Source organism: Bacillus sp. A01H (assembly GCF_045277205.1).
GTDB classification, from domain to species: Bacteria; Bacillota; Bacilli; order Bacillales; family Bacillaceae_G; genus Bacillus_A; species Bacillus_A paranthracis.
Map to the genome: position 1 here is coordinate 3,252,353 of NZ_CP117702.1, position 15,968 is coordinate 3,268,320.

Here is a 15,968-nt window from a genome sequence, read left to right on the forward strand (position 1 = left end):
CATTTGCATACAATATGAATACTGTATATATTATAAATTTTTATTTTAGGAGGAAAAAATGAAAGCTGTTATTCTTGCTGGTGGATACGGGACAAGGATTGGGGAAGAAACACATTTAAAACCAAAACCTATGATTGAAATTGGAACAAAACCTATTCTATGGCACATTATGAGTTTGTATAGCCATTACGGCATTACAGAGTTTATTATTTGCTTAGGGTATAAAGGATATGCAATTAAAGAGTTCTTTCTAAATTACAACTTACACATGTCAGATTTCACGATACATTTAAGCGATAATACAATTACTAGCCATTCTCAACGTGTAGAACCGTGGAAAGTTACACTAATCGATACTGGTGTAAATACCGAAACGGGAGGACGAGTGAAAAAGATTCAAAATTTTGTTGGCGACGAACCTTTCTGCCTCACTTATGGCGATGGATTAAGCAACGTAAATATAAAAGAACTTATTGCATTTCATAAAAAACATGGAAAAATGACAACTGTTACCGCCGTACAACCTCCTGGTAGATTCGGTTCTCTCATATTAAATAAACAGTCTGTAACATCTTTTCAAGAGAAGCCACTCGGGGATGGCGGATGGGTTAACGGTGGATTTTTCGTTTTAAACCCTGAAGTTTTCAATTACATTAGTGGAGATAAGTCTGTTTTTGAAACAGACACTTTAGTTCAGTTAGTAAACAAAAACGAACTATCAGCATATCAACATACTGGTTTTTGGCATCCGATGGATACATTGCGCGATAAAAATAAATTAGTCGAGCTATGGGAAAGTAATAACGCTCCGTGGAAGGTTTGGTAATATGGCTTCTTCATCTTTTTGGAATAAGAAAAAAGTATTTATTACGGGACATACTGGATTTAAAGGCTCTTGGCTCACCCTTTTCTTAACTTCTTTAGGTGCAGAAGTAGTTGGCTTTTCTTCTCATCCCCCATCGATTCCTAATCTTTTTGAACAATGTAACGTAGCAAAAGAGTGCATAACAATTAAAGGCGACATTACAGATTACGATTCTTTATTACACGCCCTAAAACATCATAACCCTGACATACTATTTCATTTAGCTGCCCAGCCAATCGTCACCACTTCATACAAAGATCCTATCGAAACATTTAAAACGAATGTTTTAGGCACTGTTCACGTATTGGAAGCTGCAAAACATACAGAAAGTATACGTGGCATCATTAATGTTACAAGTGATAAATGTTATGAAAATGACGGGAGCGGTAACCGGGCATTCGTGGAAATTGACCGGCTAGGAGGTATCGACCCTTATAGTGCTAGTAAAGCTTGTGCTGAAATAGTGGCAACATCCTATCAAAAATCATTCTTCCACACTAATACTCAGAAACTCGCCTCAGTAAGAGCAGGTAACGTCATCGGTGGTGGTGATTGGGCCGAAGACCGATTATTCCCAGATGTCATTCGTGCATATTTACAAGATGGTACATTAACGATTAGAAACAAAAAGGCTATTCGCCCGTGGCAACACGTATTAGATCCTTTACACGGCTATATCCTTTTAGCTGAAAAACTTTGGACAGACGCTGCATATGCAGAAGCATGGAATTTCGGCCCGTTGAACGAACCTAACAAAACCGTTCATGATGTCATTCAATCTGTAATAAAATTATGGAATAAACAACTAACAATCACTTCCCCCTCTACAAACACTCCTTATGAATCGCCTGTTTTAACACTCGATAGTACAAAAGCAGTAACTAAACTCGGCTGGACTCCTAAGTTATCAACAGATAAGGCTATCACTTGGACTGTTGATTGGTACAAAAAATATGCATCTGGTGAAAATATCGAATCTTTCACGCGACAACAAATCGATGCATTCAAAAATTTATAAGGGGGCTATAAAATGGAACAGAAAAAATGCCGTTTTTGCCACTCATTACTCAGCAACACTTTTTTAGATTTAGGTGTTTCTCCTCTCGCTAACTCATTTGTTTCTGCAGAAAACTCATATAAAATGGAACCATTTTATCCATTGCACACATTTGTTTGTCACTCTTGTTTACTCGTACAATTAGATGAATTTGAATCTCCGCACAATATTTTTCATGACTATTTATACTTTAGCTCTTACTCATCAAGCTGGCTACTGCATGCTAAACAATATGTAGAAATGGCGATTAAGCGCTTCCGCTTAAAGAAACATTCAAAGGTGGTTGAAATCGCGAGTAACGATGGGTACTTATTACAATACTTTCAAAAAGAACATATTGAAACGTTAGGAATTGAACCAGCAAAAAATGTAGCAGAAATCGCTATCCAAAAAGGAATTCCTACTGAAGTGAATTTTTTCAGCAACGACTTAGCAAAAAAATTACCGCAAGCAGATTTAATCATTGCTAATAACGTATTAGCACACGTTCCGAACTTACATGATTTTGTGGCAGGTTTAAAAACGTTATTAAAACAAGACGGAACAATAACAATTGAATTCCCGCACTTATTAAATCTCATATCCTTTAAACAGTTTGATACGATATACCATGAGCACTTCTCCTATTTCTCACTTATAAGCCTGCAAAAAGTTTTATCTCACCATCATTTACAAATTGTCGATGTAGAAGAACTTGCAACGCACGGTGGTTCCTTACGTATTTTTGTAAAACATCATAGTGACGAATCAACTATCCATTCTAGTGTTACAAAATTAATTCAAAAAGAAGTGGATCACGGGCTAAATACATTAGACTGTTATCTCCTTTTTTCTAAACGCATCGAACAATTGAAAATAAATATTTTACAGTTTTTTATCGAAGTGAAAGCTTTAAACAAACAAATTATCGGTTACGGTGCGCCAGCTAAAGGAAACACCCTTTTAAATTATTGCGGGATAGGAAAAGAATTTCTAGCTTATACAGTAGATAAAAACCCTCATAAACAAAATATCCTTCTACCAGGAACCCGCATTCCAATAAAATCTCCAGAAGAAATAAAACGTACAAAACCTGATTACATTCTTATACTTCCTTGGAATTTAAAAGACGAGATTATGAAAGAATGCTCTTTCATTCGTGAGTGGGGCGGCAAATTTTTAGTAACAATACCAGAAGTTGAGGTAATTGAGCCATGAAAAAAATCCTTGTAACAGGCGGTAGCGGATGGATTGGTAAATATGTTGTACATTCTCTTATTCAAAAGGGCTATGAAGTGCACGCCACTTACAATACAAATAAGCCTTCCCATCTTTCTTGCCATTGGCATAAAGTCAACTTACTTTGCGATGAAGAAGTAAAAAAACTCATTTACGACATGAAGCCTAGTCATCTCATTCATTTAGCTTGGGAAGCAGTGCCGCCAGCGTGTTATGTATCTATCAATAATTACTATTGGCTTACGTCTAGTATCTCATTGATTCAACACTTCACAACATGCGGCGGAAAGCGAGTCGTCGTTGCCGGGACTGGCGCAGAGTATGAATGGTTTAACGGTGTATTATTTGAAGATTCACCGCTTCTTTCTTATAAAACCCCGTATTCATTATGTAAAAATGCACTACACTCCTGGCTCCAAACGTACACCAAGCAAACCGGTCTCAGCATGTGTTGGGGCCGCATTTTTCATATGTATGGCCCTCACGAACAAGGGAATCGACTCGTTTCTAACATCATCACTTCTTTATTAAAAAATGAGGAAGCACTATGTACACATGGAAAACAATCAAGAGATTTCCTCCATGTGAGCGACGTCGCTGATGCTCTCATAACAGTATTAGAACATGGCGTTACAGACACAATCAATATCGCTTCTGGTCAATCTGTACAAATTAAAGAGTTAGCTTCTATCATCGCTAAAAAGATAGGAAAAGAACATCTAATTAAACTGGGTGCAATACCTTTCTCTAAAGATGAACCTTTATTTGTCGGCGTTAATGTAGAACGTTTAAAAACTGAAGTAAACTGGAAACCGACATACGATCTAAATACAGGAATCGAAGAAACAATTTCATGGTGGGAATCATTTATACAAAAACATAACGGTACGCATCACTAAAACGTAAATCCTTCGTTCCTCTCGCTAATTCCTTATACCATTCTTCTAATCTTTCCGGCGTAATAATATGATGCGTCCCCATTCCCCCATGCTTACTAGCTTCAGAAAGAGTCGGACCAATTTGTAACTTTCTCTTTCTCATCGCATCGTTCCACGGACTAAATCCAAACCATAATATACAAGCAAGAGGCGGATAAATCATAGATTCATGCGCGGATAAATGTCTTCCAACTGTATAACTTCCGTGTTCATGATTATGAATAAATCTACCTCTTCTCCACAACGGCCAATCTTCTGGTAAATAACCATGAAATCGCTGTTTCATTAAAGGGAGTCCAAAGTTAAGGTCCGGATAACTGTAGTTAGGATCATCAACCATAATAAGCCCTTCTAGCCAATACATCCTCCCTCCCAATTCATTTAGTGATTTCCAAAACTGATTTTTATCTTGCACACAAAGAAACTCAGTCGTATTTAAAATCATTTTCCATCCTTGTATTTCTTGTTCTACCCTCATCACTTCATGATCCGTCGCATATGCATCAAACTCTGGATTTACAGAATTTCGCACTTCCCAATGCGGTGCGAATTTCTTACAAATCTCCACCGAACGATCTGTTGAGCCTTTATTAATTAAAATACCATGATCAAACAGTTTCGTATGATGAGCAAGCCACCACGGTAATAAATACTCTTCATTATAAAAATGAGAAATAACGGTTGTAGTTATAATAATCTCCTCTTTCTCTATTAATCTATTTTTCATCCTACAACCAATATACTCATAAACTAAAAATATGTTTCCTATATTAATAACCAAATCGTATTACTAATATTTTTGTAAGTTTTCCTTTGGTACCCAGCCATCCTCACCACCTGTTTTTTCACACCAAACCCATCCATTCAATTCTTCTAACCCAATCAATCTTTCTCCAATACTTACATTTAATTCTTTGGCAGTATATTGTTTCGTAATGATTCCTACATCAGTTATATTTTTCATTATAATTTGCTCCGGAACCCACCCTTTCCGGTCATATTTCTCTTCGTGACAAAACATCCAGTTTTCCCAATTTTCAGGACCATCGTAACTCTCTATCATTTTCACTACATCCCCCTCTTCTAAGCGAATTGGATCAGGATAATTGCTAACATGTGATTTTATAACGATATATTTCATAACAACCTCCAATAATCAGAAAATTAAGTTATAATATCATTATAACTTAAGAAGGAGGAATACACATGTACTACAACACTTCATTCGAAAACGATCAACCTGTAGGCCGTCTATAAACTAAGACGGGCATTCATATAACACGTGCACTATGCCTCGTCTTAGGGAACTCATCATACCCTAAAAATAGACGGAGGTACTTTACATGAAACAAACCATTTTAGGAGCTATATGTTTATCACTAGCAGCTAGTATATGGGGCGGTATGTATGTTGTTAGCAAATATGTACTCGACTTTATCCCACCACTCACACTCGTTTGGCTACGCTTTATCATTGCTTTTGTTGTTTTGTATATGATTTTAAAAATTACTGAGAAAAAGCAAAAGAAAACAGTAACCATTCGTAAAAAAGATTGGCTATTATTCGCTTGGATTGGATTTATCGGATATTTCATTTCGATCACTTGTCAATTTATCGGAACAAAATTATCCGACGCTCATACAGGATCTTTAGTAACATCAGCTACACCTGCATTTATGGTTATATTTGCAGCGATCATTTTAAAAGAAAAACTAACCGCTCGTAGATTACTATCTACCATCATAGCGACAATCGGTGTCATTATCGTAATCGGATGGGATATTGAAATTGGCTCCTATTTTATCGGTACAATCATATTAGTCGGGGCAGCTATTACGTGGGCTTTACTATCTATTTATGTAAAAATTGCTTCAGCTCGATTTTCATCTTTAGTGATTACAACGTACGCTATATTCTTTTCACTCTTTTTTATTACACCTTTTATGGTATGGGAATTTCAATCAAACCCTATTGAACATATGAACCTATATGTAGTATTAGGCGTACTTTATTTAGGAATCGTCTCAACGGCAGGTGCCTTTTTCCTTTGGAATAAAGGATTAGAATTAATGGACGCTAGCATCGGTTCGTTATTTTTCTTCTTCCAACCTATCGTCGGATCGTTGCTTGGTTGGTTACTCTTAAACGAAACATTGAGTAGTAACTTTTTTATTGGTGGTATTCTTATTATATGTAGTGTTTTTATTACTACTTTTGAAAAGAAATGAAAAATAGGCAGAGATACTTAATCTCTGCCTGTTCGTATACACTCTTTACACACTCCAATGCGATGGACGAGACAACAATTTCGGTAATTTCGTATGTTTGTCCCCTCTTGCCGCATTAACTTGAACTTGCGTCAGAAAAATACTATTTGTAAAATCAGCCCCACGAATATCTGCATCTCGTAAATCTGCTCCAATGAGATCCGCCCCTCGTAAGTCTGCACCATTTAAGTTTGCCGCAATTAAATATGCTCCTCTTAAATTCGCCCCTTGTAAATTTTTCTTTTTCAGGTTTGCTCCCATAAGATCTGCGCCGCGGTGTATGATTCGTTTCCTACGCGCAGTATTCATTTCTTTCCATACTAGTTCGCTCGTTTCTAAAAGTAAAATATTCACTTCTGCACGATGTAATGGGATATTTACTTTCATTAACTCGTCCGCATTTAAATTCGAAAGTCGCTCCGTCTCTTCAATTGCTTTACTTAATTCTTTATGGATCGATTGTGTCGCCTTTAATAAAATAGCCTCATTTAAATACCAAAGCATTTCATGGAGCTGATGCATAACTGGAAAAGCATCATACATTTTTCTCGCATGCTTAGCATCTTTCCGCCAATCCATCCCGTTAAAAGTAACTTGAGAAATTTTCTGTCCAGCGCCAAAACATTCAAATACTGTACAGCCTTTATAACCTTTTCCTCTAAGATTTTTATGTATACTGCATTTAAAATCTGATTGTAAATTGGAACATGGTTTACCACCATCTTTATTCACTGCAAAATCTACCGATGCTGCAAACGGTAACGCCACACAACATAAACCGAAGCATTTTTCGCAGTTTGCTTTTAAATGATCGTTATGATTAGTCAAAATGTATACCCCCTGTTGTCTTTTGACTATTTCATAATATTCTAACTGCATGAAATAATCAATTTAAAAATAAACGAGCGCCTTTCATTTCAAATCATAACTTTATCATTCTATTTCCTTTCAATTGAAAAGGACTAACTCTGCTCATTGAATTATAATTAAATTACAAATATTCAAACTAAAAGGAGAGTTACTATGGCACTACAAATGAAAACAAACTGTCAAATTTGCGATCAATCGCTAGAACAAGATTCTGAAGCATACATTTGCGTATATGAATGTACATTTTGCGCACCATGTACAGAAGAAAGACATAACGTTTGCCCAAACTGCGGCGGCGAGTTAGTACGTAGACCGAAAAAGAAACAGTAAAAAGCAAAGCGATATCGCTTTGCTTTTTTTAGGCATATGAAATTATATCAACGATTTTCCAAATATATCGAACACAAATTCAATTATATCAACGATTTTTTCAATATATCGACGTTTCGACAAAGGATATCGACTTACCGACAAATAACGACACCTCTGCATGCATTCAGCTTCAACACAACTTAAACATTTAAAAACTTAACACAAACAGGCTCCGGCACAACAACATCAGATTGTAAAAGTGTTAACTTCCCTGTCGTTTCATTTCTTGAAAATAATACAAGATTATGCGACTTTTCATTTGAAGCAATAAGGAACTTTTCAGTAGGATCTAATACAAAGTCTCTTGGCCAATTTCCTTCTGTAGATGTGTGTTCCACAAATGTAAGCTCACCTGAGTTTTGATCCACACTGAAAACAGCGATACTATTATGACCACGATTGCCTGCATATACAAACTGGCCGTCAGAAGAAATATGAATCGCACTTCCTTGATTATTTTCATCAAACGCGGCAGGAATAGTAGAAATATACTGTACTTCTGTAAAAGCTCCTTCTGCCGGATTATATGTTAACACAATAACCTCTGAACTAAGCTCCGTCATCACATACGCATACTTTCCATTCGGATGAAAAGTAATATGTCTCGGACCACTTCCTGGATTTACAGCCAAGCTATTCACTTCTTTTAATACACTATCTTTTATTTCATACGTAATTATTTTATCTATCCCTAAATCAACACCTACCACATATTTTTCATCAGGCGTATATCCTGCGTAATGCGCATGTGGTTTCTCTTGGTTTTCTTTATTCAGACCTGAACCTTTATGCGTTATAATAGAGGTCGCAGGATTTACAGATCCATCTTCTTCATTTACTGCGAAAGACTCAATCGTTCCTTTATGATAATTTGCTGTAACTACCGTGTGAGTCCCACTATCAACACTCACATGACAAGGAGAAGCCCCTTCTACCACTTGTCTATTTTTCTCCTTTAGCTCTCCAGTTTTACTATCAATCGAATGCGCAGCTACACCACCAGATTCTCCTTCCTTAACAACGGAATAGAGATATTCATTCTTTCGGTTAATCGTTACATATGTAGGATTATCCAGCTTGGCCGCAAGTGTTACATTACTAATTTTCTTTGCTTCCGTGTCTAAAATAAACTTATATATTCCTGCACTTTTTTCTTTCGTGTAAGTTCCAACATATCCAATAAACTCTTTATTATCCTTCATTTTCATAACCCTCTCTCCCTATATTTTTCATTCATCTTACTTCCTATAATGTTTTATGTTGAAAGAGTATCCTAAAAAATTAGAGTACCTCTTTATACGTTACCATATTTTCTTGTTAAATAGCTTTTAAACCCACTTTTTTTGGTACGCTGCTATACTTTCATATTCTTCCTCCAATTGACGGGACAGACGAATATAAATCGGTGTTAAATCTTTATATTTTTCCACACTTTCCATGTTTGGTTCATGGTGGAAATTCGCACCTACCATTTCAGATACTACGCATAATGTATCTATTTCACCTAAACTATATAAACCGAGGATTGCAGCTCCTAGGCAAGAGCTTTCGAAACTTTCTGGAACATATACGTCTTGATGGAAAATATCCGCCATCATCTGTCTCCAAAGTTCCGATCTTGCAAAACCACCTGTCGCTTGAATTTTTTTCGGTTCACCAATGAGTTCTTTTAAAGCGAGAAGAACGGTGTATAAATTATAAATTACTCCTTCTAAAACAGCACGGATAAGATGTTCTTTCTTATGATGCAATCCAAGTCCAAAGAAAGATCCTCGCGCATTTGCATTCCATAAAGGCGCTCTTTCTCCTGCTAAATACGGGTGAAATAATAAACCGTCGGACCCCGGACTCACTTTTGCTGCTATTTCAGTAAGCACTTCATATGGATCTTTTCCTAAACGCTTCGCAAGCTCAATCTCTGAAGTACCTAATTGATCACGAGCCCATCTGAAAATCATACCACCGTTATTAACCGGTCCACCAATTACCCAATGGTCTTCAGTTAAGGCGTAACAAAAAATTCTACCTTTTGGATCTGTTACAGGACGATTTGTTACAGCACGTATCGCACCGCTTGTACCAATTGTCACAGCAACAACGCCAGGATCTATTGCATTTACACCTAAATTGGATAGGACTCCATCACTCGCTCCTACTACAAATGGAGTAGAAACAAGTACATTCATTTCTTTGGCAAGCTCTTCATCTAATCCTGTTAAGCTGTGCGTCGTTGGAACAAGTTTAGAAAGCTTATCATCTGTAATGCCCGCTACACGTAAAGCCCCTTCATCCCATTTTAAAGATTTCAAATTGAACATTCCTGTCGCTGATGCTATAGAATAATCAATTACATACTCCTTATATAACTTATAAAAAACATACTCTTTAATAGAAATAAATTTATAACTTTTTGCGAACAATTCTGCCTGTTCATTCTGTAACCAAACTAATTTCGAAAGTGGTGACATCGGATGAATTGGTGTCCCAGTCCGCAAATAAATTTCATGACCATTCATATCATTCTTTATTTTCTCTGCCCAGCTTGCACTTCTATTATCTGCCCAAGTAATACATCTCGTTAACGGCTTTCCCTTCTCATCTACAGCAATGATACTATGCATTGCCGAACTAAAAGAAACACAAAGAATATCATGCGGCTGTACACTACTTGTCTGTACAGTTTCTTTAATCGTATGTATTACTGCACGAAAAATTTCTTCTGGGTCTTGTTCTGCTGTTTCCGGCGTAGGAGAATATAAAGGATATTCAATTCCATGACTTGCAATAACAGATCCATCCGTAGAAAATAGAACTGATTTTGTACTAGTTGTCCCAATGTCTACACCAATCATATATTTTGAACTCACCATTTCTTCCTCCTAACAAAAAATTACTACAGTATCCCACTATAAAAACATCCTTATTTTAAACAAACATATCGAGTAGTAAAACTCCTCCAAAAGCGATAAATGAAAGTAATGTTTCTAATACTGTCCATGTTTTAAATGTTTCTTTCACTGTTAAACCTAGGTATTCTTTTACCATCCAGAACCCAGCATCGTTTACGTGAGAAAACATTAATGCTCCTGCACCCGTTGCAATGACGAGTAATTCTAAATTCACACCTGTCGTATTTTCAACGATTGGCGAAACGATACCCGCTGCTGTTGTTAAGGCGACTGTCGCTGACCCTGTCGCAATTCGAATTAATCCAGCTACCATAAATGCTAATACAATTGGAGATAGTGCTAAATGCTCAGACATTTGAGCAATAGCATTCCCTACACCACTATCGATAAGAATTTGCTTAAATCCCCCGCCGGCACCAATAATCGCAACGATTGAACCGATTGGTAATAAGCTATCTTCTGTTACCTTCTTAATAGCCTTTTTATCGATACCTTGACGAAATCCAAGAAAATAAAACGCTGCAAAACATGCAATCAAAAGTGCAATGATAGGACTACCGATTAAGGTGACCATCTTCATCAAAGTAGTAGAAAGCGGAACATAAGGAGCTGCTGCCGCTAACACCATTAACATTACAGGTAACAATATAACTAAAAACGAAACTCCTATTCCTGGTAATTTCGTTGATTTTGTATTTACACGAATCAATTCTGGCTCATTTTCAGGAATTACACGTTTGTGAATCCATTTAGCGAATATAGGACCTGCAATAATCGCTGCAAAAAATGTAATAATGAGTGAATACAATAATACCTTCCCAAGATTCGCTTTATAAATACCTATTGCAACGATTGCCCCTGGATGCGGAGGAACAAGGCCGTGTACGACAGATAACCCAGCAATTGCTGGTAATGCTATCAATAAAATATTTTGTTTCGTTGTTTTATGAATAGAAATTACTAACGGCAATAATATTAAAATGCCTACTTCAAAAAATACTGGAATTCCAATAATAAAACCTGCAATTAACATCGCCCATGGTAAGTTTTTTATTCCGAAGGATTTAATAAAGAACTCTGCCACCTGCATTCCAGCACCTGACTCTGCCATCATTTTCCCTAAAATTGTACCTAATACTAAAATACCTACTAAATGCCCAAGAACACTTCCGACTCCCGTTTCATAAGCACTCACTATTTTATCCATTGGCATTCCAGACATAATTGCTAAAAATAAACTTGCAATCGTTAAACTAATAAACGCGTGCCATCTCCACCACGATACCCCTAAAATAACAATTACAATTGATAATAATGTAATCATTAAAAGGTACATATTCATACGCAATTCCACCCCTTTATGTAAACCCTTTCAAAAATGATATACAATGAAAAGAACCTATATAGTTCTTTTTTGAGTAAAAATTTATATATCGATATACAACTCATCTTCACAACATAATAATTTATATAAAAAGAATCTCCCTTATCAGAGATATACTTTAACTCATCTCTCTGATAAGGGGATTTCTCTTTCATAATTGTAATGTTATTGTGATAAACACTTCGCGTAAGCAAATTTTCCTTTTTTAAAAGTGAATGACGCTTTCTTCTCTTGCTGTTTTCACATAGTAAGACTACAAACTCGGGATCCCGTTTAAACGATGAAGTTACTTAGGATTTGTCCTCTCATGAAAAGCAATTTTCGGAAAGCTCCTTCACTTTTATGCATTATAATTTAGGAGCTTTCGCCCAGTCCGCAGCAAACTTCTCAATACCTTGATCTGTTAATGGGTGCATAGCAAGTTGTTCAATTACTTTATAAGGGATTGTTGCAATGTGAGCACCTGCCATCGCTACACGAGTTACATGATCTGGATGTCTAACAGAAGCCGCAATAATTTGTGTATCTAATTGGTGAACATCGAATAATTCAGCAATTTTAGCAACTAATAATACGCCATCTTCAGAAATATCATCTAAACGTCCTAAAAATGGAGAAACATACGTTGCACCTGCTCTGGCAGCTAAAAGTGCTTGGTTCACAGTGAAAATAAGTGTAACGTTCGTTTTCACACCTTTTTCAGTAAGATAGCGACAAGCTTCTAATCCTGCTAGCGTCATTGGAAGTTTTATTGTAACTTTCTCATCGCCGCCGTTAATCTTAATCAACTCTTCTGCTTGAGCAATCATTTCTTCAGCCGTCACAGCATCTGGCGTTACTTCTGCCGAAACAGATTCAACTTTAGGAACTGCCTGACAAATTTCTGCGATACGGTCTTCAAATTTAATGCCCTCTTTTGCTACTAAAGAAGGATTCGTTGTAACACCAGCTAAAACTCCAAGTTTATATGCTTTTTTTATGTCCTCAAGATTTGCAGTATCAATAAAAAATTTCATGATTAATTCCCTCCATTTTTTAAACGTCAATGAGTTAAATTTTTAAGATGTTTATTTCTTTTCTACTGCATGTCCGCCAAATTCATTGCGCAGAGCTGCTACTACTTTTCCTGTAAATGTATCATTGTCTAATGAGCGGTAGCGCATTAATAGAGACATTGCGATAACAGGAGTTGCTGTTTGAAGGTCTAATGCTGTTTCTACTGTCCATTTTCCTTCACCAGAAGAATGCATAACACCCTTAATTTCATCTAGTTTTGCATCTTTAGAAAATGCATTTTCTGTTAATTCCATTAACCATGAACGGATTACTGAACCGTTGTTCCATACTCTTGATACTTTTTCATAATCGTAGTCAAATTCACTTTTCTCTAGAATCTCAAATCCTTCACCAATAGCAGCCATCATACCGTATTCAATTCCGTTGTGAACCATTTTTAAGAAGTGACCACTACCAGCTTTTCCAGCATATAAGTATCCATTTTCTACAGCAGTATCTCGGAAGATAGGTTCAACGATATCCCAAGCTTCTTGATCTCCTCCGATCATGTAACAAGCACCATTACGAGCGCCTTCCATTCCGCCAGAAGTTCCTGCATCCATAAAGTGAATGCCATCTTTCTTTAGTTGCTCATATCGGCGAATAGACTCTTTATAATGTGAATTACCCGCTTCAATTAAAATATCTCCTTTTGATAAAAGTGGTGTAACCTCATCGATAACAGAATCTACAACAGCGTGTGGTACCATAACCCAAAGAACTCTTGGTGATTGTAATGACTGAACAAGTTCATTTAAACTAGATGCACCTGTTGCCCCGTACTCTTTCATTTCTTCCACTGCACTTGCATTCAAATCAAATGCTGCTACTTCATGTTTATGATCGATTAAATTTTTCCCTAAGTTTAATCCCATTTTACCTAAGCCAATTAATCCTACTTGCATAATATAATTCCTCCTCAAATCATCTTTTATTAAAAATTCATATCACTACAATCTGGAATACCTTGCAGCACTGATATGTACGGAAAGGTATTCACAGTCATAGCTTAAGAATTCAATACATTTTTTGTAATTTGAACAACATTTTCTGTCGTAAATCCAAATAGATTCATGACTTCCGCACCAGTTCCTGAAGCTCCAAATGTTTCAATTGATAGTACTTTTCCTTCTTGTCCTACATAACGCTCCCACCCGAGAGATACACCCATCTCAAGAGATACTCGTTTCGTTACAGAAGACGGAAGAACGGATTCTTTATATTCATTCGATTGACGATCGAATAACTCCCAGCTTGGCATTGCAACGATGCGAACAGAGACATTGTCTTCTTCTAATTTCGCTTTCGCACTAGCAGCTAAGGATACTTCAGAACCTGTCGCAATTAAAATTACATCCGGATTTTCATTCGTTTGTGTTAATACGTAAGCCCCTTTAGAAAGATTCTCTATGTTTGCTTTCGTTTCATGAAACACCGGTAAATTTTGACGGCTCAGTACTAAAACGACTGGACCATCCGTTTGCTGTAAAGCATACGCCCACGCACTTGCTGTTTCATTTGCATCTGACGGACGGATAACTGTTAAACCAGGAATTGCCCGAAGAGCTGCTAAATGTTCAATAGGTTCATGCGTTGGACCATCTTCTCCTACAGCAATCGAATCATGTGTAAATACGTACGTAACAGGTAACTTTTGCAATGCAGCCAGTCGAATAGATGGACGAAGATAGTCATTAAATACAAAGAATGTACTCACGAACGGTTTTACTCCTCCATGAAGAGCCAGTCCATTCGCTGCTGCGCCCATTGCATGTTCACGTACACCGAAGTATATATTTCGGCCAGCATACGATTCTACCGCATACACTGCTTCACCTTTTATATCTGTCATCGTAGAATGAGAAAGATCTGCACTTCCACCGAAAATAGAAGGAATCGATTTCACATAATGATTAATAGCTTCCCCACTTGCAACACGAGTTGAAATCGTTTTTTCAGTATCGAAGGATAAAATGTCTTTCGCTTCGATTAAAACTTCACCTGTAATCGCTTTTTCTAATTCATCTGCTAGTGCAGGGTTTGACTCTCTGTATAAGTTGAACTGCTCATTCCAGCCATTTTCTTTTTCAATACCTTTTTGTTTCAGTTCATTAAAATGAGCTGTTACTTCTTCAGGTACAAAGAAGTCTTCTTCATAATGCCAACCATACACTTGTTTTGTCGCTGTCGCTTCTTCTACTCCAAGCGGGTTACCATGTGCTTTGTTCGTTCCAGCAACTTTTGGACTTCCGTAACCTATAATGGTTCTAATTTCTATAAGAGTAGGTTGGTCCGTATTATCTTTCGCTAATTGAATCGCTTTTGTAATCGCATCAACATCGTTTCCATCTTCAACTCTTACATATTGCCAATGTGCAGATTCTACTCTTTTCTGCATATCTTCAGAGAAAGCAATGTTTAATTCACCATCAAGTGAAATTTCATTTGAATCATACAGCACAATTAACTTGCCAAGTTTCATATGTCCTGCCATTGACATCGCTTCATAAGCGACACCTTCCATTAAATCACCGTCTCCAACTAAAGCGTACGTATTGTGATCAATAATAGAGTGACCATCCTTATTGAACTTCGCCGCTAAATGCGCTTCTGCCATTGCCATTCCGACAGCATTCGCAATCCCTTGTCCTAACGGTCCTGTCGTCGCTTCAACTCCAGAAGTGTGACCAAACTCAGGATGACCTGGTGTTTTACTATTTAACTTTCTGAAGTTTTTCAAGTCATCAATTGAAACGTCATATCCAGCTAAATGAAGTAGGCTATATAATAAGCTAGATCCATGTCCCGCCGATAAAACGAAGCGATCACGGTTAAACCATTTTGGATGATTAGGATTATGATTTAAATGATTCGCCCATAATGCATAAGCCATTGGCGCTGCTCCCATCGGAAGACCTGGATGACCTGAATTTGCCGCATTAATAGCATCAATTGATAACGTACGAATTGTATTCACTGCTAATTGATTTATGTTTTGTGTCATAGTAATCGTCCCCCTACATGCTTTCATG

At 36.9% G+C, this 15,968-nt stretch carries 15 protein-coding genes; 6 read left to right on the top strand and 9 right to left on the bottom strand.

Annotation, left to right across the window (positions count from 1 at the left end; genetic code table 11):
- Positions 1 to 58: 58 nt before the first annotated feature.
- From rfbF to PSR14_RS17180, 4 genes are read left to right on the top strand one after another with little or no spacing between them, the layout of a single operon-like run.
- Complete coding sequence (rfbF, locus tag PSR14_RS17165) at positions 59 to 826, top strand: glucose-1-phosphate cytidylyltransferase (RefSeq protein ID WP_098487329.1); 768 nt, start codon at positions 59 to 61, stop codon at positions 824 to 826.
- Position 827: 1 nt separating this feature from the next.
- Positions 828 to 1,883 (top strand): CDP-glucose 4,6-dehydratase, encoded by a 1,056-nt coding sequence (gene rfbG / locus PSR14_RS17170; protein WP_061536103.1) that lies wholly within the window; start codon positions 828 to 830, stop codon positions 1,881 to 1,883.
- Between the two features lie 12 nt (positions 1,884 to 1,895).
- Positions 1,896 to 3,119 (top strand): class I SAM-dependent methyltransferase, encoded by a 1,224-nt coding sequence (locus tag PSR14_RS17175; protein ID WP_098487330.1) that lies wholly within the window; start codon positions 1,896 to 1,898, stop codon positions 3,117 to 3,119.
- Positions 3,116 to 4,039: an NAD(P)-dependent oxidoreductase gene (locus PSR14_RS17180; RefSeq protein WP_113732824.1), complete on the top strand. Its 924-nt coding sequence runs from the start codon at positions 3,116 to 3,118 to the stop codon at positions 4,037 to 4,039. The genes PSR14_RS17175 and PSR14_RS17180 overlap by 4 nt, the downstream gene beginning before the upstream one ends.
- Here PSR14_RS17180 and PSR14_RS17185 read toward each other — a convergent pair.
- On the bottom strand, positions 4,008 to 4,805 hold the full coding sequence (locus PSR14_RS17185) for a glycosyltransferase family 2 protein (RefSeq protein ID WP_000797329.1): 798 nt from the start codon (positions 4,803 to 4,805) through the stop codon (positions 4,008 to 4,010). The two genes, PSR14_RS17180 and PSR14_RS17185, sit on opposite strands and share 32 nt — an antisense overlap.
- 63 nt (positions 4,806 to 4,868) lie before the next feature.
- Positions 4,869 to 5,219 carry an SH3 domain-containing protein gene (locus PSR14_RS17190; protein WP_000875277.1) on the bottom strand — a complete coding sequence of 117 codons (351 nt, stop codon included), beginning with the start codon at positions 5,217 to 5,219 and terminating at the stop codon, positions 4,869 to 4,871.
- Positions 5,220 to 5,421: 202 nt separating this feature from the next.
- Between PSR14_RS17190 and PSR14_RS17195 the strand changes: the two genes are divergently transcribed.
- Positions 5,422 to 6,306 (top strand): DMT family transporter, encoded by an 885-nt coding sequence (locus tag PSR14_RS17195; protein ID WP_000814745.1) that lies wholly within the window; start codon positions 5,422 to 5,424, stop codon positions 6,304 to 6,306.
- Positions 6,307 to 6,351: 45 nt separating this feature from the next.
- Here the strand turns inward: PSR14_RS17195 and PSR14_RS17200 are convergent, their stop codons facing one another.
- Positions 6,352 to 7,173, bottom strand: coding sequence for a pentapeptide repeat-containing protein (locus tag PSR14_RS17200; RefSeq protein ID WP_046198387.1), 822 nt, complete (start codon positions 7,171 to 7,173; stop codon positions 6,352 to 6,354).
- 195 nt (positions 7,174 to 7,368) lie between these two features.
- Between PSR14_RS17200 and PSR14_RS17205 the strand changes: the two genes are divergently transcribed.
- Complete coding sequence (locus PSR14_RS17205) at positions 7,369 to 7,545, top strand: DUF1272 domain-containing protein (protein ID WP_001207874.1); 177 nt, start codon at positions 7,369 to 7,371, stop codon at positions 7,543 to 7,545.
- 182 nt (positions 7,546 to 7,727) lie between these two features.
- On the opposite strand, the gene PSR14_RS17210 is transcribed toward PSR14_RS17205, so the two are convergent.
- From PSR14_RS17210 to tkt, 6 genes are all read right to left on the bottom strand, one after another.
- Positions 7,728 to 8,795 (bottom strand): lactonase family protein, encoded by a 1,068-nt coding sequence (locus PSR14_RS17210; protein ID WP_073541237.1) that lies wholly within the window; start codon positions 8,793 to 8,795, stop codon positions 7,728 to 7,730.
- A 120-nt stretch (positions 8,796 to 8,915) separates the two neighbouring features.
- Entirely contained in the window at positions 8,916 to 10,457 is a 1,542-nt protein-coding gene (gene gntK / locus PSR14_RS17215) for a gluconokinase (protein WP_073541238.1), read from the bottom strand.
- Between the two features lie 55 nt (positions 10,458 to 10,512).
- A complete protein-coding gene (gene gntP, locus PSR14_RS17220; RefSeq protein ID WP_001057620.1) occupies positions 10,513 to 11,838 on the bottom strand; it encodes a gluconate permease GntP in 1,326 nt (441 codons plus the stop codon).
- 389 nt (positions 11,839 to 12,227) lie between these two features.
- Complete coding sequence (gene fsa / locus PSR14_RS17225) at positions 12,228 to 12,896, bottom strand: fructose-6-phosphate aldolase (protein WP_000667676.1); 669 nt, start codon at positions 12,894 to 12,896, stop codon at positions 12,228 to 12,230.
- Positions 12,897 to 12,947: 51 nt separating this feature from the next.
- Positions 12,948 to 13,841, bottom strand: a complete 894-nt coding sequence (gene gnd / locus PSR14_RS17230; RefSeq protein ID WP_001195906.1) for a phosphogluconate dehydrogenase (NAD(+)-dependent, decarboxylating) — start codon at positions 13,839 to 13,841, stop codon at positions 12,948 to 12,950.
- 104 nt (positions 13,842 to 13,945) lie between these two features.
- Entirely contained in the window at positions 13,946 to 15,940 is a 1,995-nt protein-coding gene (tkt, locus tag PSR14_RS17235) for a transketolase (protein WP_000193024.1), read from the bottom strand.
- Between the last annotated feature and the right edge of the window lie 28 nt (positions 15,941 to 15,968).